Origin of the sequence: Avibacterium paragallinarum, assembly GCF_011765605.1 — a bacterium.
Lineage (GTDB): Bacteria > Pseudomonadota > Gammaproteobacteria > Enterobacterales > Pasteurellaceae > Avibacterium > Avibacterium paragallinarum.
Window position 1 is genome coordinate 2,272,201 of the sequence record NZ_CP050316.1, and the last position, 21,200, is coordinate 2,293,400.

Annotated in this window: 19 protein-coding genes; 9 read left to right on the forward strand and 10 right to left on the reverse strand. The window is 42.9% G+C overall.

Annotated features, from left to right (window positions below; all coding sequences use genetic code 11):
* Positions 1-37: 37 nt before the first annotated feature.
* Positions 38-1,354, forward strand: coding sequence for an autotransporter family protein (locus HBL79_RS11035; RefSeq protein WP_167316924.1), 1,317 nt, complete (start codon positions 38-40; stop codon positions 1,352-1,354).
* A 135-nt stretch (positions 1,355-1,489) separates the two neighbouring features.
* Here HBL79_RS11035 and HBL79_RS11040 read toward each other — a convergent pair whose 3' ends face one another.
* Positions 1,490-2,005 (reverse strand): GNAT family N-acetyltransferase, encoded by a 516-nt coding sequence (locus HBL79_RS11040; RefSeq protein ID WP_035689520.1) that lies wholly within the window; start codon positions 2,003-2,005, stop codon positions 1,490-1,492.
* Positions 2,006-2,216: 211 nt separating this feature from the next.
* Here HBL79_RS11040 and HBL79_RS11045 point away from each other — a divergent pair, with 211 nt between their 5' ends.
* Genes HBL79_RS11045 through HBL79_RS11055 form a run of 3 tightly spaced genes read left to right on the forward strand, consistent with a single transcriptional unit; the run spans position 2,217 to position 6,893 of the window.
* Entirely contained in the window at positions 2,217-2,459 is a 243-nt protein-coding gene (locus tag HBL79_RS11045; RefSeq protein ID WP_208743567.1) for a hypothetical protein, read from the forward strand.
* Positions 2,460-2,491: 32 nt separating this feature from the next.
* Positions 2,492-4,258, forward strand: coding sequence for a site-specific DNA-methyltransferase (locus tag HBL79_RS11050; RefSeq protein WP_035689236.1), 1,767 nt, complete (start codon positions 2,492-2,494; stop codon positions 4,256-4,258).
* Positions 4,259-4,268: 10 nt separating this feature from the next.
* On the forward strand, positions 4,269-6,893 hold the full coding sequence (locus tag HBL79_RS11055) for a restriction endonuclease (protein WP_035689233.1): 2,625 nt from the start codon (positions 4,269-4,271) through the stop codon (positions 6,891-6,893).
* A gap of 78 nt (positions 6,894-6,971) precedes the next feature.
* On the opposite strand, the gene HBL79_RS11060 is transcribed toward HBL79_RS11055, so the two are convergent.
* A complete protein-coding gene (locus HBL79_RS11060) occupies positions 6,972-8,426 on the reverse strand; it encodes an aminoacyl-histidine dipeptidase (protein ID WP_035689230.1) in 1,455 nt (484 codons plus the stop codon).
* 124 nt (positions 8,427-8,550) lie between these two features.
* Between HBL79_RS11060 and gpt the strand changes: the two genes are divergently transcribed.
* Positions 8,551-9,015, forward strand: coding sequence for a xanthine phosphoribosyltransferase (gpt, locus tag HBL79_RS11065; protein ID WP_035689227.1), 465 nt, complete (start codon positions 8,551-8,553; stop codon positions 9,013-9,015).
* A 51-nt stretch (positions 9,016-9,066) separates the two neighbouring features.
* A complete protein-coding gene (locus HBL79_RS11070) occupies positions 9,067-9,891 on the forward strand; it encodes an alpha/beta hydrolase (protein ID WP_035689225.1) in 825 nt (274 codons plus the stop codon).
* 51 nt (positions 9,892-9,942) lie between these two features.
* Here the strand turns inward: HBL79_RS11070 and HBL79_RS11075 are convergent, their stop codons facing one another.
* From HBL79_RS11075 to cyaY, 4 genes are all read right to left on the reverse strand, one after another.
* Positions 9,943-10,698: an esterase family protein gene (locus tag HBL79_RS11075; protein WP_035689223.1), complete on the reverse strand. Its 756-nt coding sequence runs from the start codon at positions 10,696-10,698 to the stop codon at positions 9,943-9,945.
* Positions 10,699-10,706: 8 nt separating this feature from the next.
* Positions 10,707-11,885, reverse strand: coding sequence for an ATP-grasp domain-containing protein (locus HBL79_RS11080; protein ID WP_035689222.1), 1,179 nt, complete (start codon positions 11,883-11,885; stop codon positions 10,707-10,709).
* A 91-nt stretch (positions 11,886-11,976) separates the two neighbouring features.
* A complete protein-coding gene (gene recQ, locus HBL79_RS11085) occupies positions 11,977-13,821 on the reverse strand; it encodes a DNA helicase RecQ (RefSeq protein ID WP_035689220.1) in 1,845 nt (614 codons plus the stop codon).
* Between the two features lie 62 nt (positions 13,822-13,883).
* On the reverse strand, positions 13,884-14,192 hold the full coding sequence (gene cyaY, locus HBL79_RS11090; RefSeq protein WP_017806692.1) for an iron donor protein CyaY: 309 nt from the start codon (positions 14,190-14,192) through the stop codon (positions 13,884-13,886).
* 147 nt (positions 14,193-14,339) lie between these two features.
* On the opposite strand from cyaY, the gene lptM reads away from it, so the two are divergent.
* From lptM to HBL79_RS11100, 3 genes are all read left to right on the forward strand, one after another.
* A complete protein-coding gene (gene lptM, locus HBL79_RS12530) occupies positions 14,340-14,459 on the forward strand; it encodes an LPS translocon maturation chaperone LptM (RefSeq protein ID WP_035689218.1) in 120 nt (39 codons plus the stop codon).
* A 10-nt stretch (positions 14,460-14,469) separates the two neighbouring features.
* Positions 14,470-15,720 carry a diaminopimelate decarboxylase gene (gene lysA, locus HBL79_RS11095; protein WP_035689216.1) on the forward strand — a complete coding sequence of 417 codons (1,251 nt, stop codon included), beginning with the start codon at positions 14,470-14,472 and terminating at the stop codon, positions 15,718-15,720.
* A gap of 154 nt (positions 15,721-15,874) precedes the next feature.
* Positions 15,875-16,288, forward strand: coding sequence for a hypothetical protein (locus HBL79_RS11100; RefSeq protein ID WP_035689214.1), 414 nt, complete (start codon positions 15,875-15,877; stop codon positions 16,286-16,288).
* Between the two features lie 48 nt (positions 16,289-16,336).
* On the opposite strand, the gene HBL79_RS11105 is transcribed toward HBL79_RS11100, so the two are convergent.
* The 4 genes from HBL79_RS11105 to HBL79_RS11120 form a co-directional block, all read right to left on the reverse strand.
* Positions 16,337-17,559 (reverse strand): IS3 family transposase gene (locus HBL79_RS11105; RefSeq protein WP_124994771.1). Its coding sequence is split into 2 segments (ribosomal slippage): positions 16,337-17,109 and positions 17,109-17,559, totalling 1,224 coding nucleotides; the frame shifts between segments, so codons are not numbered across the junction.
* Positions 17,560-17,649: 90 nt separating this feature from the next.
* Positions 17,650-18,954, reverse strand: coding sequence for a sodium ion-translocating decarboxylase subunit beta (locus HBL79_RS11110; protein WP_035688689.1), 1,305 nt, complete (start codon positions 18,952-18,954; stop codon positions 17,650-17,652).
* Positions 18,955-18,967: 13 nt separating this feature from the next.
* A complete protein-coding gene (oadA, locus tag HBL79_RS11115) occupies positions 18,968-20,800 on the reverse strand; it encodes a sodium-extruding oxaloacetate decarboxylase subunit alpha (RefSeq protein ID WP_035688691.1) in 1,833 nt (610 codons plus the stop codon).
* Positions 20,801-20,824: 24 nt separating this feature from the next.
* Positions 20,825-21,079 carry an oxaloacetate decarboxylase subunit gamma gene (locus HBL79_RS11120; protein WP_035688694.1) on the reverse strand — a complete coding sequence of 85 codons (255 nt, stop codon included), beginning with the start codon at positions 21,077-21,079 and terminating at the stop codon, positions 20,825-20,827.
* Between the last annotated feature and the right edge of the window lie 121 nt (positions 21,080-21,200).

Below are 21,200 nucleotides of genomic sequence, written 5' to 3' on the forward strand. Positions count from 1 at the left end.
TTCATACCATTGGTTATTTTTATTTTTGGAGGGGGAAATGAAAACACATTTAAAAACTTGGCTTGCTGTTTTAGGGCTTGTTAGTTTAGTAATGCCAAATGTTGTTATTGCGAAGGAGGAGGATAGTGGGACCAAGAAGACGTATTTAAGTAGGACAGAGTTTGAAACGGATCTAAAAGATTTTATACGTGAGTGCCAAGAGGGTGATCTAGCAGATTTGGATAACTTTTATGAATTGTGTAGTAAGAGAGGTATCACTGAGTATTATTTGGATGATCGTCATATGCATATATATCCTGATGATGGCGATCGTGATGATAAAGTGGCTGACAATGTTATTGAGAACCACATTAAAAATGTGTTAAAAGACTATGAAGAACCGAAAAAACCGCCCCAACCAAGCCAACCGCAACAACCAACAATGTCTTGGCTGGCACTGGCACCGAGAGTGAATTTAGAACAGGGATTTGCGAGCGTACGCACCTTACACGAAAGACGGGGTGAGAACTGGGAATTGAAGGAAACAGAAGGTCAGCCTTGGGGCAGAGTGTTAGGGGATTATTTGACGCAAAAAGGAGATGAAAATGCGTCATTTAAGTTGCGAGATTATGGATTTCAATTAGGTTATGACCGCATAGAGAAGAAAGAAGCGGGGCATAGATTAACGGGGATATTTGCGGGTTATCGAGTAGGTAAAGCGAAATTCTATGGTGAAGATGAGAATAAGCAAATCCTCTATCAAGGAAAACTCCGCACCCATCATTTCCATCTAGGAGCGGAGCATACCCGTTATGCAAAAGATGGCGGTTATGTGGATTTAGTGGGATTGATGTCTTACTTCAGAAATCAGTACCAAGCACGTTTAGAGGGAGAAAAAGTAAGATATAGTGGTTTTGGGGTATTGTTCTCAGTAGAAGCGGGTAAGCCTTTCGCAGTGAGTTCGTCAGAAGAAAAAATAGGGTGGTTTATAGAGCCTCAAGCCCAATTGATTTATCAATTTATCGCCGCGAAGAATCCGAACGATAAGATAGAGATGTCAAATAGCAATGCGTTGCGAGGTCGTGTAGGCGTTCGGGTTGTGCGTAATAGAGCGTTAGAAGATGAATGGCAAGCACGTTCCCTTTATGCGGTTGCGAATATTTGGAAAGATTTTTACAATCGCACGGGAGTTCGGATTAATGATGTGAAATTTGAACAAGGTTATGGGAATCTATGGTGGGAAGCAGGAGTAGGGTTGCAATTGCCTTTATCTCGTAAGTTCTATTTGTACACGGATGTACGTTATGAGCAACAATTTGGTCATCGAACTGGTCATCACGGCTATAGAGGGGTGATTGGGTTGAAATATAATTAATTTTTCAATGGTAAAAACTGGTCCGAAAAAATACCGCACTTTTATAGGCATTTGACTTAGAAGTGCGGTGTTTTTTTATTTTTAAGTCACATACCAAAATGATTGAATGTCAATGTTCTGTATCAACCTAAATTATCAATTTAAATTAAAGGCTTTCGCATAGATTATTTCTCCTTGTGGTGGCTTTTCTGTAAAGGGAAGAACACGCAACACACCTTCTGGCAGGGGGAAGGGGGCGGTAATTCCGTAATGAGAAGCCGTTTGATAGCCAAAGCGAGAATAATACTCAGGGTGTCCTAATACGACGATAGCAGCATATTCCTTGTTTTTAAGCTGTTGATGTGCTGCTAAAATCAGTGCTTTTCCCACGCCTTGTTTTTGCCACTGAGGTAATACAGAGAGGGGAGCTAAGGCTAACACGGGTTGTTGTCCAATGGTAGCGGGGCTAAATAAAATATGTCCGATTATTTTCCCTTCATTCTCAGCAACTAAACTTAGTATAACCTCGTTGTTTTCATATAAACGGCGGACAAGTAAGGCTTCTTTTTCATCACTGAATGGCATATTAGCGAAGGCTTCTTGAATCACATTTTCGATTTCTTGATTATCCTCGATACGAGATTGACGCAAAATAAAATGGGATTGTGTCATTTTATTTCTCCTAAATTATTGATAAAAAACGGATTGTATGGCGGAAAAGATTTCAAGGCAAGAAACAAAAGTGCGGTGATTTTTATCATTGGAATTTTACAACGTAAAAAATTGACAAAATGATGATTTTATTTCTTAATTTATGCTCTAGCTTGTAGAATAATAAAAATTTTTTGATAAAAAAGTTGACATAAAAAAAGGACACATCATAATGCCTGACAGCACAGCACAGCACAGCACAGCACAGCACAGCACAGCACAGCACAGCACAGCACAGCACAGCACAGCACAGCACAGCACAGCACAGCACAGCACAGCACAGCACAGCACAGCACAGCACAGCACAGCACAGCACAGCACAGCACAGCACAGCACAGCACAGCACAGCACAGCACAGCACAGCACAGCACAGCACAGCACAGCACAGCACAGCAGCTTGACCATCTTTCGTTAAGGGAGCAACAGCTCTCGCAACTCAAATCCTTGCTGCCTGAAATTTTTTCTGAACAGCAAATCGATTTTGAAAAGTTTAAACAATTATTTGCCAACGAAATCGCCACTAATCCTGATCGTTATACCCTCAACTGGGCAGGAAAATCCGAAGCCTATCAGGTTTTACAAACCCCAACGCAACAAACGCTTACTCCTTGCGAGGCGGAGAGTGTGGATTTTGCCCAATCGCAAAATGTGTTTATTGAGGGCGAAAACCTAGAAGTCCTCAAAGTCCTGCAAAAATCCTATTTTAATACCGTGAAAATGATTTATATCGACCCGCCGTACAACACGGGGAACGATTTTATCTATAAAGATAACTTTGCCGAAAGCCAAGCCGATTATGCAGAAAAAGTGGGCGATAAAGACGAAGCGGGCAAGCTCAAGCGGGCTTTTGTGAAAAACAGCAAAGAAAACGGGCATTATCACAGCAATTGGCTCAATATGATGTTGCCTCGCCTGCATTTGGCAAGAAACTTATTGCGTGATGACGGCGTGATTTTTATTTCCATTGATGATAATGAACAAGCTCAATTGAAATTGCTTTGTGATGAAGTATTTGGGGAAGAGAATTTTGTGGCAGAGGTGGTTTGGAAAAAGAAATATGGTATCCAAAATGATGCAAAGTTTTTTTCAAAGAATCATGACTTTATAATTGTTTATGCAAAAAATATTTTGGAATATCGTCAAAATTTATTGCCTAGAACAAAAGAGCAAGATAAGCGTTATAGTAATCCTGATAATGATCCTCGTGGAGCTTGGAAAGCCGGAGACTTATCTGTTGGACGTGTAACTCAGAAAGATATTTATGAAATTACAACACCAAGTGGCAGAAAAGTTTTTCCTGCTAATGGAAGAAGTTGGGTTGTTTCTAAAGAAAAATTTAATGAAATGATTGCCGATAATCGAATTTGGTTTGGAGTAAAAGGCAATAATGTTCCCTGCATTAAACAATTTTTGTCTGAAGTAAAACAAGGGAGAACAAGCTCAACCATTTGGGAATATGATGAAGTTGGACATACGGATTCTGCTAATAGGGCTTTAAAAGAACTGATGGATGGAAAACAGTTTTTTGATTATCCTAAGCCTGTTGATTTGATCAAACAAATATTGATTTTAGGTGGAAATGCTAATTCGTTGATCCTCGACTTCTTTGCAGGCTCTGCCACCACCGCCCACGCGGTGATGCAGCTCAATGCCGAAGATGGCGGCAATCGCCGTTTTATTTGCGTGCAGCTGCCTGAAAAAACGGACGAAAAATCCGAAGCCTTTAAAGCAGGTTTTCAAACTATTGCCGAAATATCCAAAGAACGCATTCGCCGTGCGGGCAAGCAAATCGCCGAGCAATATCCCGACAAAACAATAGATACAGGCTTTAAAGCCTTTAAACTTTCAGTCAGCCATTTCAAACAATGGCAAACGCCCACAGAAGAGGATTTAGAAAAGCAATTGCAAATGTTTATTGACCCTGTGGCAGAGAATACAGACACGCAGGCGATGATGTATGAATTATTATTGCGTTTGGGCTTTAGCCTCACGGCAAAAGTGCGGTGGGAAAATCAAGTGTATTGGGTGGAAGAAAACCATCAGCGCGTGGCATTGATATTAAACGAAGTGAATGAATCAATAATCAATGCCGTGATGGCACGCCAACCGCAAAAAGTGGTGATTCTGGATCGTTTATTTAACGGCGATGACGCATTCAAGAAAAATACCGAATTGCAAATGAGCGATGCGAATATTGCTTTATTGGTGATTTAAGGAGAAGAAAATGCAGCTTCAATTTGAAACCTTAGATTATCAATTGCAGGCGGTTGATGCGGTGGTTCAATTGTTTAAGGGGCAAGGGAACGCCCAAGAAGAGGGATTGGTTTTAACCAGCCCAAATGCGGAGAATATTGGGGGAAATCGCCCGTTGCAGTTGAATGAAGCTGCTTTGCAAGACAATTTACACGAGCAACAAAATAAAGCAAAAATCTACCGCACTTTGATTGCCGAGCAGGGCAAAAACTTTACCGTAGAAATGGAAACGGGAACGGGCAAAACCTATGTGTATTTACGCACCATTTTTGAATTAAACCAACAATATGGCTGGCAAAAATTTGTGATTGTGGTGCCAAGCGTTGCTATTCGCGAGGGCGTATTGCACACCTTGCGTGCTACCGAATCCCATTTTGCTACGGTGTTTGATAATCCGAGCGTGAAATACAGCGAATATAAAAGCACGCAATTAACCGCATTAAAAAACTTTTCCCAAAGCAACCATATTGATATTTTGGTGATCAATATTGATGCTTTCGCGAAAGAAAACAATGTGATGAATACGGTTCGAGAAAGTGGCATTGCCCCGATTGAATATATTCAGACGGCATCGCCCATTGTGATCATTGATGAACCGCAAAATATGGAAACTGAAACCCGCCGTAAAGCGATTGAAAGTTTAAACCCATTGTTTACCTTGCGTTATTCCGCCACGCATAAAAATGCCTACAACCCTGTTTACAGCCTCAATCCCGTGCAAGCCTACGAATTGGGCTTGGTGAAGCAAATTGAGGTGGACAGCGTGTTGGCAGACAATGATTTAAATGGTGTGTATTTATCGCTGAAAGAAATCAAAACGAGTCAAAAAAGCTGGTCAGCCAAAATTGAATTATTGGTGAACGACAAAAAGGCGATGAAGAAAAAAGCCATCACCGTCAAGCCCAATCAAGATTTATTTGATCTTTCCAATCAAAATGAACAATACCACAATGGCTTTATTTTGAGCGGAATGGATACCGAACAAAAAATGGTTTCCTTTGCCAATGGGGTGGAAATTTATCAAGGAACGGATTATTCCCAATTAAAAGACGACATTCAGCAAATGCAAATCCGCCGCACCATTGCCGAGCATTTGCAAAAAGAGAAAAAATTACGTGAGCAAGGCATTAAAGTGCTTTCTCTGTTTTTTATTGATAAAGTGGATAATTACCGCAATGGCGGTAAATTCGCCCAATGGTTTGATGCCATTTACCGCGAACTTTCAGGCAGCGATCCGCAAGGCGTGCATAATGGCTATTTTTCCCAAGATAAAAAAGGCAATGCCAAAGACACCAATGGCAGCACACAAGCGGATAACGACACTTATCGCCTGATTATGAAAGACAAAGAACGGCTATTGGATTTAAACAACCCGTTGCGGTTTATTTTTTCTCATTCCGCATTAAAAGAGGGCTGGGACAATCCGAATGTGTTTCAGATTTGCACCTTAAACGATACCGCCAGCGAAATGAAAAAACGCCAAGAAATCGGGCGTGGATTAAGGCTGCCTGTTAATCAGCAAGGGCAACGGATTTATGATCGCCGCCAAAATATCCTTACCGTGATTGCCAATGAAAGCTATGAACAATTTGCTGCCAGCCTTCAGCGTGAAATTGAAGAAGAATGCGGCGTGCAGTTTGCCAAGAGCAATATCAAAAAACGTGAAGATAAAAAACGGGTTCAATATCGCAAAGATTTTAGCCTACACCCCAATTTTCAAGCACTGTGGGAACGTATTCAGTATCAAACCACTTATCGGGTGAAGTTTGAACAACAAGAGTTAATTAAAAGTGCGGTGGAAAAAATTCGCAGAATGCCGCCGATTGAGGCGATACAAATCCGCCACGAAAAAGCCCATTTAACCATCAATGAACAAGGCATAAGCACACAATATCGCTCAACAGGGGCAACCAATGTGCGTGCTTCATTCCATATTCCTGACCTGCTCAATGCCTTGCAAAACAAAACAGGATTAACGCGAATAAGCTTATGCCAGATTTTGCAACAATCGCAAAGGCTGCCCGAAGTTTTCCATAATCCACAACAGTTTATTGATTTAGTTGCTGAAAAAATCAACCTTGCGTTACAGCAAATCATGGAAGATGGCGTGGAATACCGCAAAATCACCGGTAAAACCTATGCAATGACGCTATTTCAGGATTTTGAATTTTTTAAAAATGATCACACTTTTGAAGTGGCAGAAAAACAAAAAACCATTTATGAAAACTATATTCCGCTAGATTCCCAAACCGAATATCAATTTGCTAAAGATTGTGAAACCAGCGAAGAAGTGGAATTTTATTTTAAGCTGCCTGAAAAATTTAAAATCCCTACCCCATTAGGCCATTACAACCCCGATTGGGCAGTGGTGTTTAAAGGTGAAAACAAAATCTATTTTGTGGCAGAAACCAAAAATACAGATGAGGGCATTCAACGCGGTGTGGCGGAAGAAAAATTACGCGAAAGTGAGCAAATGAAAATTGCCTATGCCCGTAAAAATTTCCATTGTCTGAATTCTGATACACCTGATTTAGATTATCAGGTCGTTAAGAATGTTGCGGAACTGGTGTATAAAAGCAATAGAATAAAGCCATAACGCAGCGATTTTTAGAAGGTATTCATTGAGCAAAGTGCGGTAAACATTCGTTTATTTTTCACCGCACTTATCTTAGCGTTATTTCACTTCCGCCAATATTTTCGTTAATAATTCCCAGTAAGTTTGCACGGCGGGGATATGCGCTTTTTCATCAGGGGAATGGGCGTTGATGATGGTTGGACCAATAGAAACCACATCTAGGTTTGGATAGATTTTTTTCAACAAACCACATTCCAAGCCCGCGTGAATTACTTTGATTTCAGGCTCGTAGCCTAAAATATCGGCGTAGATTTTGCGGGTGAGGGCGAGCATTGGGCTGTCGGGTTGAGGTTCCCAGCCGGGGTAATTCCCTGAGAAGATGACGCTTGCTCCGCAGAGTTCTGCCAATGAAGTTAAAGTTTCTTGCACCGAATGTTTTCCGCTTTCAATGAGGGAGCGGATCAAAATGGTGGTATTGATTTGATCTGCCTCTGTGTTTATCACACCTAAACTAAGCGAGGTTTCCACTACATTTTTCACCGCATCGCTTTGACGAATGACGCCGTTTGGCAACGCATTTAACAGATTGATGACGTTGTTTTGTGAAGTGCGGTCAAAAATTTGTGCAGTTTTTTCAACGGGTTGCAAAAATAGGCTGAGGTTAGGCTCGGCAATGGCTAATTCGGTTTTTAATAAAACTTCAAAATTTTCCACCGCACTTTGTAATGGGGCAACATCACCGTCAATAGATAGGGTAACAAAGGCTTCACGGGGAATGGCATTGCGAACAGAACCACCATTGATTTGGCTGATGGCAAATTCGATGTGCGGATAATGTTGATTGAGATGAGCAAGGAAACGCACAAGGGTTTTGATTGCATTAACGCGTCCCGTATGGATATCTACGCCTGAATGCCCGCCTCGCAAGCCTTTTAACACGAGCTGATAGCTGTTCGCGTAAGGGTTGGCGATTTTTTGCACGGGAATGGTTAAATCGGCATTGATGCCGCCCGCACAGCCAATATAAATTTCGCCGTTTTCTTCGGTATCCGTGTTGATCATAATTTGACTTTTCAACCAGTTTGGACGCAAACCAATCGCCCCTTCCATTCCTTGCTCTTCGGTCATTGTGAGCAGGACTTCTAACTCTGGGTGAGCAAGGTCTTCCGCTTCTAATGCGGCAAGGGCAGAAGCCAAGCCGATACCGTTATCCGCCCCTAAGGTTGTGCCTTTGGCAGTTACCCATTCGCCCTCAATATAGGGTTGGATTGGGTCGGTTTGGAAATTGTGTGGCGTGTCTTCATTTGCCTGAGGTACCATATCAAGGTGAGCTTGTAGCACCACTGACGGGCGGTTTTCCATTCCCTTCGTGGCAGGTTTGCGGATTAAAATATTGCCGACTTCATCACGTTCGACAAAAAACTGTTTTTCTTTCGCCCAATTTACGATGAAATTGGCGAGGGCTTCTTCGTGATAAGAGGGGTGTGGAATGGCACAAATTTGATCGAACCATTTCCATAATAATTGTGGCTGAAGTTGTTGAATTTCTGACATTGTTTTGTCTCCTAAATAAAAAAATTTCGCAAAATAATAGCATAAAATGCGGTTTCGCGTTATCCTATCGCAATTTTTATTTATCGGGCGGTTTATGCCCTCTTTGTTAATGTTAAGGTGAATTATGAGTGAAAAATATGTGGTAACTTGGGATATGTTCCAAATGCACGCACGCAAATTGGCGGAGCGTTTGCTTCCCGCTTCGCAATGGAAAGGCATTATTGCGGTGAGCCGTGGTGGGTTATTTCCTGCGGCGGTGTTGGCACGTGAATTGAGCATTCGCCACGTGGAAACCGTGTGTATCGCCAGTTACGATCATAATCAACAAGGGGAACTGAATGTGATTCACGCTGCTCAAGTGCCAAATGGCGGTGAGGGTTTTATCGTGGTTGATGATTTGGTGGATACAGGAAATACCGCGCGTGCCATTCGTGAGCTTTATCCAAATGCCCGCTTCGTTACGGTGTTCGCAAAACCTGCGGGAGCGGATTTAGTTGATGACTATGTGATTGATATTCCTCAAAATACTTGGATTGAACAGCCTTGGGATATGGGCATTACCTTTGTGCCGCCATTGGCAAGAAAATAATAATGAACGCTGGTTTTGCCAGCGTTTTTATTTAGCGATGATAGAAAAACGATGAATAGCTTTAATCATTACCTCGAAATGCAGACGCATTTTCTTTATGTGCCTTATTATCAGCACCACCGCCGCGTGCGGGTGTTGCTGCCAAAGGATTATCACAATGAGCCTTGGCAACGTTATCCCGTGCTTTATATGCACGACGGGCAAAATGTGTTTTATAGCAAAGAATCCTACTCGGGGCATTCGTGGAAAATTATCCCTACCATTAAGCATTATCAACAGTTGCCGAAATTAATTATTGTCGGCGTTGATAACGCAGGGGAAGAGCGGTTAAATGAATATGCCCCTTGGAAAACGGAAGTGGGACATTCCCCTGAAGTGAGAAACGTTGGCGGACGCGGGGCGGAATATGCCGATTGGGTGGTGAACGAGGTGAAAAAATTCATTGATGAAAACTACCGCACTTTACCTAACGCAGAGCATACCCTACTGGCGGGAAGCTCAATGGGCGGCATTATTACCGCTTATATGGGCGCGGCATACCCGCAGGTTTTTGGGCATTTGGGCGTGTTTTCCCTTGCCTCTTGGTTTAGTGAGGGAGCGTTTATGGATTTTATTCATCGCCACCCCTTGCAGCCGCAAAACCGTGTGTTTATTCAAGTCGGCACCAATGAGGGCGATGAAATGGATTCCCAATTCATTTCCAATATGAACCAAACCTACATTGATTGTACCCTACGCTACTACCAAGCCTTGTTACGCACGGGGCAACCCCTCGATCATATTCGCCTACGCATTATGGCAAATGAAATCCACCACGAAATGCACTGGGCAGATCATTTTGTCGAGTTCCTGCATTTTGCGTTATTGAATAAGTAATTGTGAATAAATAGCGAGAAATAAAAGGCGGAATATCAATCCGCCCTTTGCCTATTTTAACAACCCTTGCTCTTCTAATGCTCCTAAGAAATAAGGCATTTGTACTCGCCACCAAGGCCAATCGTGATCCACATCTGTTCCCCAGAAGTCAAACCAAGCTGGAATATCTTTGGCTTGGAAGGCTTGTTGTAAGCGTGCGGTGTCGGCGACGTGTTGCTCTTCCCACGCACCTTGCCCCACAGCTACTATGTAATGGTTTTGGCGGTAGCGGTCTAAAAACCACGGGTCGTATTGATTCCACAAATAATCAATCGGCGAGTTAAAATACACCTCTGCATTGCCTTGATATTCACCCGTGAAAAAACGGGCATCATAAACCCCACTCAGTGCGATGGCTGTGTCAAAAAGATCAGGGTGGCGTAAGGCGAAATTTATGGTGTGGAATGCGCCCATACTACAACCTGTGGCGATCATTGCACCTTGCCATTGGGATTCGTGGCGGATTAACGGCACGAGTTCGTTAATGATATAGCGATCATAGGCGTTATGTGCTTGAGCCATATCTTGCCCAGACTTGTAGGTGGCAAGCCAAGATTCATTATCAAAAGAATCAGGCGTGTAAACTTTGATTAAGCCCCGCTCGATAAAAAAACGGCAAGCGTCGATCATTCCAAAATTGCCATATTCATTATGATTGCCACCCGAAGACGGAAAAACAATCACGGGCTTACCGCTGTGTCCATACACATTGAAGGGCATTTCTCTGCCTAATTCACCGCTCCAGTGATGACGAGCTTCAAAAAACATTGTGCCTCCTACTGTTTTTGGTGTGCAAATTGAATGATTTCACGCATTTGCTCGATGCTTGGCGTGCGAGCCAATATGCCCTCCTCGCCCATTATTTTGGCAAACACACCCGGCACTTTCTGCACGCTAATAATATTGTGCGGGAATTTTTCCCAGATTTGAGCGATGGAATGCGCATAATGCTGATTTGCCTTGCGAGAGATATACACCACATTCCAAGGGTGTGAAATTTGCGCGTGGAATTGGTTGTCTTTCACAATATGCGCATATTCATTGAATACATCAAAATCATTGGCATAATTCCACATATCAATGGTTAAACCACCCGGTGGGCGACAATTCACTTCTAATGGCAATAATTCGTTGGTTTTCTTCACACGGAAAAACTCGAAATGAAAGAACCGCTCTTTGACATTAAAGGCTTTGACGCATTGTTTGCCGAGTTCCACCAATTTTGGCGAAATTTCACGGGGAACGTAATAGAACATATCGCCGTCTTTTTCTACGGTATCCAGCACCGCTTCGGAATATTCAAGGCTGGAATAAAACACAATATTGCCATCGCGATCCGTTAAGCCGTCAAAGGTAACAATATCGCCGTCAATAAATTCTTCCATAATGTATTCCACGTTGGGATTTTTATGGCTGAAGAAGTTTTCCAATTCTTGCGCATTTTTAATCTTATAAGTATCGCTCGCGCCCACGCCAGAATTGGGTTTGATAATCACCGGATAATGCAATTCGTGCGCTAATTTTCTGGCATCTTCATCGCTTTCAAATACACGTCCTTTCGCCACTTTCAGGCCCGTTTGGCGGAAAATTTCTTTCATTTTTGATTTGGTTTTAATGGATTTCATATCTTCATTTTTATAACCAAATACATTGAAATCCGTGCGAAGTTTCGCGTCTAGCTCAAGCCAATATTCATTGTGCGATTCAATGCGATCAATGCGTCCATATTTATGTGCAAAATAACCCACCGCACGGTAAACCTGATCATAATCTTCCATATTATCCACGCGATAATATTCCGTTAGCGCATTGCGCAAATTTTCACTTAGTTGCTCATAAGGCGTATCGGCAATGCCTAAGGTGTTGAAACCATTTTCCCGCAAACGCACGGCAAAGGTTTCAAAATTGGTTGGAAAATGGGGTGAAATCATCACAAAGTTTAGTGGTCTTGACATAGACTATCCCTCAATCTAAAAAATAACGAAAACGATTGCATTATACCCAAAATAATCGGCATAAATCGATCTATTTTCAAACAAAGTGCGGTTATTTTTCGTTAGACAATTTAAGCGGTTGGCTGTTTTTTGTGCTGAGTGATTTATGCTCTTGGATAATATGCAGGAATGCCTGTCCAAAGCGCTCTAATTTGGTTGCGCCCACGCCGTTGATTTGTAGCATTTCGCGCTTGTTGGTGGGTTGATATTGTGCCATTTCTTGCAAAGTGGCATCGTTGAACACAATATAAGGGGGGATATTTTCTTTGTCGGCAATTTGTTTGCGTAAGAAACGCAGGCGAGCAAAGAGATCTTTGTCATAATTTTGCACCGCACTTTTTTGTGCGCTTTGTGCGGTCATAATGGAAGAAACCCTTGGCATTGCCAGCTCTAAAGGCTGTTCGCCACGCAAAATTGGGCGCGCATTTTCCGTCAGTTGTAACACCGAATGAAATTGATTCATCACTTGTTGCACCAACCCAAGATGAATCAGCTGGCGGATCACCGATTGCCAATATTCTTTGCTTTTGTCTTTGCCAATGCCGTACACGCTGAGCTGATCGTGCTGGTTATCTTTAATTTTTTGATTTTGCATTCCGCGCAGCACGCCGATCACATAATGCACGCCAAACATTTGCCCTACACGATAAATGGTGGACATCACTTTTTGCGCATCAATTAAGCCGTCATATTTTTTCGGCGGATCAAGGCAAATATCGCAGTTTTTGCACGGCGCTTGGCGATGTTCGCCAAAATAATTCAGCAAAACTAAACGGCGGCAAGTTTGACTTTCGGCAAATTCGCCGATGGCTTCTAATTTATGCTGTTCAATTTGGCGCTGCGGGCTTTCTGGTTTTTCCAGCAGCATTTTTTGTAACCACGCATAATCGGCGGGTTCGTAAAACAGCACCGCTTCAGCAGGCAAATCATCACGCCCTGCGCGCCCTGTTTCTTGGTAATACGCCTCAATACTGCGTGGCAAATCAAAATGGGCGACAAATCGCACGTTGGATTTGTTAATGCCCATTCCAAAAGCAACGGTTGCCACCACCACTTGCACATTATCACGCTGAAAGGCACGCTGAACTTGCTCGCGCTGGCTGGCCTCCATTCCTGCGTGATAGGCTTGTGCTGCCACGCCTTTTTTGCGCAAGCTTTCCGCCAAGCGTTCCACTTTGTTACGGCTGTTGCAATAAACGATACCACTTTTGCCTTTCTGCCCTAGCACAAATTGGCATAGCTGCTCCATTGGCTTAAATTTTTCCACCAAAGTGTAGCGAATATTTGGGCGATCAAAGCTGCCGATATAAATATGCGGATTATCCAGTTGCAAATGGTGCAAAATATCTTGCCTTGTGGCACTGTCTGCGGTGGCTGTGAGCGCCATTATCGGCGCATTTGGAAAGCAACGTTTTAAGCCGCCAAGTTGGGTGTATTCAGGGCGGAAATCGTGTCCCCATTGGGAAATACAATGAGCTTCATCAATGGCAATAAAACTCACTTGGCAATGAGAAATAAATTGGAAAAAACTGGTTGTCATCGCCTTTTCGGGCGAAATATAAAGCAATTTGAGCTGCCCTGAAATCGCCTTATTTTGTACAATTTGCTGCTGCTCAAAGGTTTGTGTGGAATTGAGATAATCCACTTCAATACCGTTAGCAAGCAGTTGATCCACTTGATCTTTCATTAAGGAAATCAGCGGTGAAATGACTAAGGTTAGCCCCGGAAAGCAAAGCGCAGGAATTTGATAGCAAAGGGATTTTCCGTTTCCCGTTGCCATAATCACAAGGCTATCTTGGTGTGAAAGGGCGGCGTTGATCACTTCTTCTTGTCCATTGCGGAAAGATTGGTAACCAAAAACCTCGTTCAGAACCTTAAGTGCGGTGTTTTTTTCCATTATTTTTTTGCGAAAAACTGGTTAAAAACGCACCGCACTTTGTTTATTGATGAAATGAGCCATTAGGCAAAATGCACTTGCTCGCCGTGTACGCGACAGGCTTCTTCCAAGCATTGCCAGAATAATTTGCCATCATTGGCGATCCATTGTCCGTCTTTAAAGGCAAAGTGAAAACCGCCGGCTTTGCTAGCAAGCCAAAGTTCAAGCAATGGCTCTTGCTTGTTTACCACCACTTGGCTGCGATCAGGGAAAGTAATAGTAAACACCGAACCTTGGGTGTCGCAATCCACATCGCAATCTTGCTCTTCTAATTGTTCTTCAATGCTGAGCCAAATTTGCTCAATATTTTGATGAAATTCTGTAACGTTCATAATTTTTCCATAAGCGAAATAGGTAAGGCGGAATTATAGAGAGTTTTTGCTATTTATACAAAGTGCAAAAAAGAATAGAAATTTCTCTAAATATCGTTACTATACATAAGATTTATCATCTAAGCACAAAAACCAAGAGAAACACCAATGAAAAAACTGATTTTATGTTTAACTTTAGGGGCGATCACCCTCGCTGCTACGGGCTGCGGCGTGAAAGGCCCGCTGTATTTCCCAGAAAAAGACAACGCACAAACGCAACAACAATAAAGGATTGGCAATGGATTTTTTTCAGTATAAAGACGATCAATTAATGGCAGAACAAGTGCCAGTGGCTGAAATCGCCCAGCAATTCGGTACACCCGCTTATATTTACTCCCGTGCGACCCTTGAACGCCACTGGCACGCTTTTGATAACGCCTTGGGCGATCACCCCCACCTTATTTGCTTTGCGGTGAAATCCAACCCAAACTTAGCCATTTTGAACATTATGGCGAAGCTAGGATCGGGCTTTGATATTGTGTCGCAAGGAGAATTAGAACGCGTCCTTGCAGCGGGCGGTGAAGCGAGCAAAGTGGTGTTTTCTGGCGTGGCAAAATCGGAACAAGAAATTGAACGAGCGTTAAACGTGGGCATTCGTTGCTTTAATGTAGAAAGCCTTGCGGAGTTGTATCGCATTAATGAGGTAGCAGGACGTTTAAACAAAATCGCACCCATTTCTTTGCGTGTAAACCCCGATGTGGACGCACACACCCACCCTTACATTTCCACAGGCTTGAAAGAAAATAAATTCGGCGTGAGTGTCGATGAAGCCCGCGAAGTCTATCGCATCGCAAGCCAGCTACCACACATTAAAATTACGGGAATGGATTGCCATATCGGCTCACAACTCACGGAAATTCAGCCGTTCCTTGATGCCACAGATCGTTTGATCGTGCTAATGCAGCAGCTTGCACAAGATGGCATTGAATTAGAACATTTAGACTTGGGCGGCGGCTTAGGTGTAACCTACAAAGACGAAGAAGCCCCACACCCGAGCGAATATGCCAAAGCCTTATTGGAAAAATTAAAGGATTACCCAAACCTTGAAATTATCCTCGAACCGGGGCGTGCGATTACCGCGAACGCAGGGATTTTAGTGACCAAAGTGGAATACCTAAAAAGCAATGAAAGCCGCAATTTCGCCATTGTGGACACGGGAATGAATGATATGATCCGCCCCGCGTTGTACCAAGCCTATATGAAGATTATCGAAGTGGATCGCAGCCTACCGCGTGAAAGCAAGGTGTATGACGTGGTGGGCCCCATTTGCGAAACCTCCGATTTTTTAGGCAAACAGCGTGAACTGGCTATCGCCCAAGGGGATCTCATCGCCCAACGTTCAGCGGGGGCTTATGGTGCAAGTATGGCTTCTACCTATAATTCCCGCCCAAGAGCCATTGAAGTGATGGTGGACGGCGATCAAGCGCATCTTATCAAACGCCGCGAAACCTATCCTGAGTTATGGCAGCTAGAAAGTGTATTGCCGTAAAAATAATAGAGATAACCCACATTTTTGTGGGTTATTTTTTAGGTTTTGATGAACGTTATATCGCTCAAAATAGAATGTGAAATTTATTTTGCTAAAATAAAGTGCGGTGCAATTTTGCTGAATTTTTCCCTCAAATAATTATTAAGGTAACCCAATGAAAAAACACTTAAAATGTTTAAATATGATGATAATGGGATTTAGTGGTATGATAATTAGGCGTGTTGAAAAATCAGGCTGGGTGTCAGGCTATGAGCTTGAGTTTGTACTTTTATCGCTCATTATTTTACTTTCTATTGTTTACTTTTCTACCTTATATATTAATAAAAATACCATTAAACCGAATAATCCATTTAATGGCTTAAATGCAAAAGGCCGTAATTTACTTTTGTTTTATTTTGCCTGTTGTTTAATTATTTTTTATCTCTTCTATTTTTGGAGTAAAAAATATAGTTTGGATACGTCTTTAGCCATAATTTATTTTATTATTTTAGGTGTAATATTCAGCTTCTTTTATACTAAAATTCTCCGCTTTGCGAAGAAATATTATTCTTTAGCGAAAAGAGAATAAAAAAGCCACCTTTTGATCTGCCCCCAAAAAGTTAGACTATATTCTAATTTAATTCAAGGACTGAGTTCTGTATTCCACAGGGCTTAGTCCTTTGAGCTTCACTTGAATACGCTCATTGTTGTAGTAATGAATGTACTCGTGAATCACTTTTTCAAGCTGTTCAAAGGTTTCAAACCGCTTGCCAAAGTAACATTCCGTCTTCAATCGCCCGAAAAAGCTTTCCATCGCACCATTATCAAGGCAATTGCCTTTTCTTGACATACTTTGCGTAATACCGTGTTTTTTCAATATCTCCCGATAACCCATCATTTGATACTGCCATCCTTGGTCGGAATGCAGTATCGGTTTTTCCCCCGCTAATCGGTTCACCGCCTGGGTCAACATTCTGGTTATCTGCTCAAAATTCGGACTTCTCGCCACATCATAAGCAATAATTTCGTTATTAAACAAGTCTTTAATCGGCGATAAATACACTTTGCCTTGGTAAAAACGATATTTTTTCTGCTTACTTTTTCCTTTTAACCCCAAACGTTGCATTATCGCTTGCACCCTTTTGTGGTTGATAATCAAGTATTTCCTTAATTCCAAGGTAATTCGACGATAACCATAATTTTCGTCATTTTTGCGATAAATTTCCTCTATTTTCTGTGAAATCGCTACATTTTTATCCGACTTTGGCTTGAGATGATAAAAGAACGAACTGCGTGCCAATCCGATTAGCCTGAGTAACAATTCCAACGGGAAACGCGAGCGTAAGGCATTTACGATGACGGCTTTTTCTGCATTTTTTGTTGGTTGAGTTCCTGCAACTTTTTTAGCATTGCATTCTCCGCTTCTAATTCCAAAATTCGGTAACGCAAGCGTTCTTCTTCTGTTTTGGGCGTTGGTGGCATTTTAGGTGAGTTGAGTTTCATACTTGGACGACCTTTAGGTTTGAGTAATAACCCATCTATACCTTGTTTTTCAAAGCGTTGCAACCATTGACTAATTATCCCTGAACTGGGGATATCAAAGCGAAAGTAGGCGGCTTCAGCGGAGCACTGGCCTTTTTTGATAGCTTGAATAACCTTTAATTTAAACTCAACAGAATAACATCGTTTTTTACCTAACACAGCTAATCCATTGATTCCATTATGATTAAATTTCGCAATCCAACGTGCTAACGTGCTTTGGGAAAGCTGAAAATACTGGCGAGTAAGCGAACGGTTTTTTCCATTTTGATGATAAAAGTCGAGCACTTGTTGTTTGAAACGTTGAGTATATTTAGTCATAAAAAATCTGCACCTTAATCAATTGGTTGTTTAGTCCAACTTTTGGGGTGCAGATCATTTGCGGTGGCTTTTCTATACATTACATTTTTATCACATCATTGCTGAAATATATTTCAACATTACCCCTGCTGCGATGGCAGATCCAATAACACCTGCGACATTGGGACCCATTGCGTGCATTAGTAGGAAGTTTTGGTGATCGGCTTCTAGCCCGATTTTATTAGCGACCCGTGCTGCCATTGGTACAGCAGAAACCCCCGCTGCGCCAATTAATGGGTTAATTGGATTTTTGCTAAAGCGGTTCATTAATTTCGCCATTAATACGCCAGATGCGGTGCCGATAGCAAAGGCGATCATACCTAATAATAAAATCCCAAGGGTTTGTGGTTGGAGGAATTTATCCGCCACCAATTTTGCACCAACGGAAAGTCCTAGGAAAATGGTAACGATGTTGATCAGTGCATTTTGTGCGGTGTCATTTAAGCGTTCCACCACGCCACTGACGCGCATTAAATTACCAAAACAGAACATTCCCAATAATGGCGCAGCATCAGGTAAGAGCAACGCCACCAGCACTAATAGCACAATCGGGAAAAGAATTTTTTCGCGGTTGCTTACGGTACGCAGTTGCACCATTCGGATTTTGCGTTCTTGCTGTGAAGTGAGCGCTTTCATAATCGGCGGCTGAATTAATGGCACGAGCGCCATATAAGAATAGGCTGCCACGGCGATCGCACCTAATAATTCAGGGGCGAGTTTGCTCGCAAGATAAATGGCAGTTGGGCCGTCTGCTCCACCAATAATACCGATTGCGGCGGCTTGTGGCAGCGTGAAGTCGATGATACCCAGCCAGTTTAAACCTAATGCACCTAACACCGTAGCAAAGATACCAAACTGTGCCGCTGCGCCCAATAAGAGCGTGCGTGGGTTGGCGAGCAATGGGCCGAAATCCGTCATCGCACCCACGCCCATAAAAATAATGAGCGGAGCAACGCCATAGCCGATCGCCACTTTATAGAACAATGCCAGCACACCTGCGGTATAGCCCATATCGCCAGCCATCACTTCCAACTCATTTTGCACCGACGGCAAAGCGTTGTTAAGTGCGGTCTTAATGGCGAGAGGATCTGCCACTGTGCCGAGTTTCTCCGCGATTATCGCCAGTTGCTGGCTTGTGCCGTTATGCAAAAGGTTGTCAAATGCGGTCATTGCTAAGCCTGCTTCTGGGATATTAGAGAGCAATCCACCAAAGCCAATGGGTAGCAATAACAGGGGTTCAAATTTGCGTGCGATGGCAAGCCACAAGAGTAGCAGGCTGACGGCAATCATCACCGCCTGCCCCCATTCTAGGTGCATAATGCCCATTCCACGCAGTAACGACAAAATACTTTCCATTTTTCCACCGCACTTAGACTAAGGTTAATAAGGTATCGCCCACGGCAACGGCATCACCAGCTTTCACGCGGATATTTTGCACCGTTCCCCCTTGCGAAGCACGGATTTCCGTTTCCATTTTCATTGCTTCGAGAATGAGCAACACATCGCCTTCCGCCACTTGTTGCCCTTCGCTTGCTACCACTTTCCAAATAGTACCTGCCATTGGTGCGGTAACAGGTGTGCCTGTTTGTGATGTGGAAGCCGATAGTGTCGGTGCGGGTGTTGGCGTAGCAACTGGCTGAGCGGTTTGCGGTGCAGTTGGGGTAATTTGATCAATATCACCGCCTTCGCTCACTTTCACCACAAAGGCTTTGCCCTCTAATTCCACCGTATAGACCGCTGCACCACCTTTGGCTGAAGATGAAAGTGCGGTGCTTTTTTGCGATATTTTTTCGCTCGCACTTTCTACACTTGGAGCTGGTTCAAAGGCATCAGGGTTACCACGATTTTCAAGGAATTTCAGCCCCACTTGTGGGAACAATGCCACAATAAGCACATCGTCAATTTCATTATCAGACAGTTTGATGCCTTTCTCTTTGGCTTGCTGTTTGATTTCGGCGGTGAGTTTTTCCATTTCTGGCTCAAGGTGATCCGCAGGGCGTGAAGTGATTGGTTCTGCACCCTCTAACACGCGTGCTTGCAGTTCTGCGTTGCCTGGCGCTGGCGTGCGGCCATATTCGCCTTTTAAAATCCCAGCGGTTTCTTTAGCAATGGTTTTGTAGCGTTCACCCATTAATACGTTGATCACCGCTTGCGTTCCAACAATTTGTGACGTTGGTGTCACTAATGGAATATAGCCCAAATCTTCCCGTACTTTTGGAATTTCTTGCAACACTAAATCCAATTTGTCAGAAGCATTTTGCTGTTTTAATTGGCTTTCAAGATTAGTGAGCATTCCGCCCGGCACTTGTGCTACCAAAATACGGCTATCCACGCCTTTTAATTGCCCTTCAAATTTATGGTATTTTTTACGCACATTACGGAAATAAGCGGCAATTTTCTCTAATTTTTGAATATCTAAGCCTGTATCGTAAGGTGTGCCTTTTAAGGTGGCGACTAAGGCTTCCGTGGCTGGGTGGCCGTATGTGCCACTCATTGAAGAAATGGCCGTATCTACACCGTCCACGCCTGCTTCAATGGCTTTAAGCAACGCCATTTCCGCCATTCCCGTGGTGGCGTGGCAGTGTAGATGTAAGCGTACATCAAAGCGTTTTTTGATTTCGCTAACTAAGTGATAGGCTTCGTTTGGTGTGAGAATGCCGGACATATCTTTGATCACAAGGGAATCAATACCAATTTCTAACAGTTGTTCTGTGGTATCAAGCCAAGTTTGTAAAGTATGCACTGGGCTTGTGGTGTAACTTAATGTTCCTTGCGCGTGTCCGCCATTTTTACGCACCGCTTTCAGCGCTTGTTGCATATTGCGCGGATCGTTCATTGCGTCAAACACGCGGAACACGCTCATTCCGTTATGTACAGCACGTTCCACAAAGCGATCTACCACATCATCAGCATAATGACGATAGCCTAGCAAATTTTGTCCGCGTAATAACATTTGTAATGGCGTTTTTGGCATTGCTTTTTTGAGTTCACGCAAACGCACCCAAGGATCTTCCCCTAAAAAACGAATACAAGCGTCAAAGGTTGCGCCGCCCCAAGCTTCAAGCGACCAATAGCCAATTTCATCAAGTTCAGCAGCAATAGGTAACATATCATCAAGGCGTAAACGGGTCGCAAAAAGGGATTGGTGTGCATCACGCAACACAACATCAGTTACGGCAATTTTTTTCTTTTCAACTGTCATTGTATTTTCTCCAAATTAATCAATTTAAAGCCCTTGATTACGGCGATGATGAGCAATCGCCGCCACAATAATAGGGCGTAATCTTTCTAAATCATCTGTTTGAGTGGATTGTGCTTTTATCGGTGCAGGCGGGGTGAGAACAGGCTCAGGAAAAAAGCGGTTTACTAGTTTCGACATTAATCCAATGGCAAAAATTAGGATTAACAAGAAAACCAGCACGAACCCCATTCCCGAAAACATTAGGTTAATGCCCTCTTGCATAAGTTCAGCGTTTGTCATTTTTATACCTCAAAGATGTAAAACTGCATTTTGTATCATATCCTGTTTAGGTTATAAAAAAATTGAACTAGATCACATTGTTGAAAATGGTTTTTGAAAAATTTCCAATAAAAATTTGGAA

Excerpts from the sequence above, each read along its gene's own strand:
- cyaY (WP_017806692.1), bottom strand. The coding sequence starts at position 14,192 with ATGAACGTTACAGAATTTCATCAAAATATTGAGCAAATTTGGCTCAGC.
- HBL79_RS11070 (WP_035689225.1), top strand. The coding sequence starts at position 9,067 with ATGAATAGCTTTAATCATTACCTCGAAATGCAGACGCATTTTCTTTAT.
- HBL79_RS11045 (WP_208743567.1), top strand. The coding sequence starts at position 2,217 with ATGCCTGACAGCACAGCACAGCACAGCACAGCACAGCACAGCACAGCA.
- lysA (WP_035689216.1), top strand. The coding sequence starts at position 14,470 with ATGGATTTTTTTCAGTATAAAGACGATCAATTAATGGCAGAACAAGTG.
- HBL79_RS11110 (WP_035688689.1), bottom strand. The coding sequence starts at position 18,954 with ATGGAAAGTATTTTGTCGTTACTGCGTGGAATGGGCATTATGCACCTA.
- HBL79_RS11100 (WP_035689214.1), top strand. The coding sequence starts at position 15,875 with ATGAAAAAACACTTAAAATGTTTAAATATGATGATAATGGGATTTAGT.
- lptM (WP_035689218.1), top strand. The coding sequence starts at position 14,340 with ATGAAAAAACTGATTTTATGTTTAACTTTAGGGGCGATCACCCTCGCT.
- oadA (WP_035688691.1), bottom strand. The coding sequence starts at position 20,800 with ATGACAGTTGAAAAGAAAAAAATTGCCGTAACTGATGTTGTGTTGCGT.
- HBL79_RS11120 (WP_035688694.1), bottom strand. The coding sequence starts at position 21,079 with ATGACAAACGCTGAACTTATGCAAGAGGGCATTAACCTAATGTTTTCG.
- HBL79_RS11035 (WP_167316924.1), top strand. The coding sequence starts at position 38 with ATGAAAACACATTTAAAAACTTGGCTTGCTGTTTTAGGGCTTGTTAGT.
- HBL79_RS11060 (WP_035689230.1), bottom strand. The coding sequence starts at position 8,426 with ATGTCAGAAATTCAACAACTTCAGCCACAATTATTATGGAAATGGTTC.
- gpt (WP_035689227.1), top strand. The coding sequence starts at position 8,551 with ATGAGTGAAAAATATGTGGTAACTTGGGATATGTTCCAAATGCACGCA.
- HBL79_RS11040 (WP_035689520.1), bottom strand. The coding sequence starts at position 2,005 with ATGACACAATCCCATTTTATTTTGCGTCAATCTCGTATCGAGGATAAT.
- HBL79_RS11075 (WP_035689223.1), bottom strand. The coding sequence starts at position 10,698 with ATGTTTTTTGAAGCTCGTCATCACTGGAGCGGTGAATTAGGCAGAGAA.
- HBL79_RS11080 (WP_035689222.1), bottom strand. The coding sequence starts at position 11,885 with ATGTCAAGACCACTAAACTTTGTGATGATTTCACCCCATTTTCCAACC.
- recQ (WP_035689220.1), bottom strand. The coding sequence starts at position 13,821 with ATGGAAAAAAACACCGCACTTAAGGTTCTGAACGAGGTTTTTGGTTAC.
- HBL79_RS11055 (WP_035689233.1), top strand. The coding sequence starts at position 4,269 with ATGCAGCTTCAATTTGAAACCTTAGATTATCAATTGCAGGCGGTTGAT.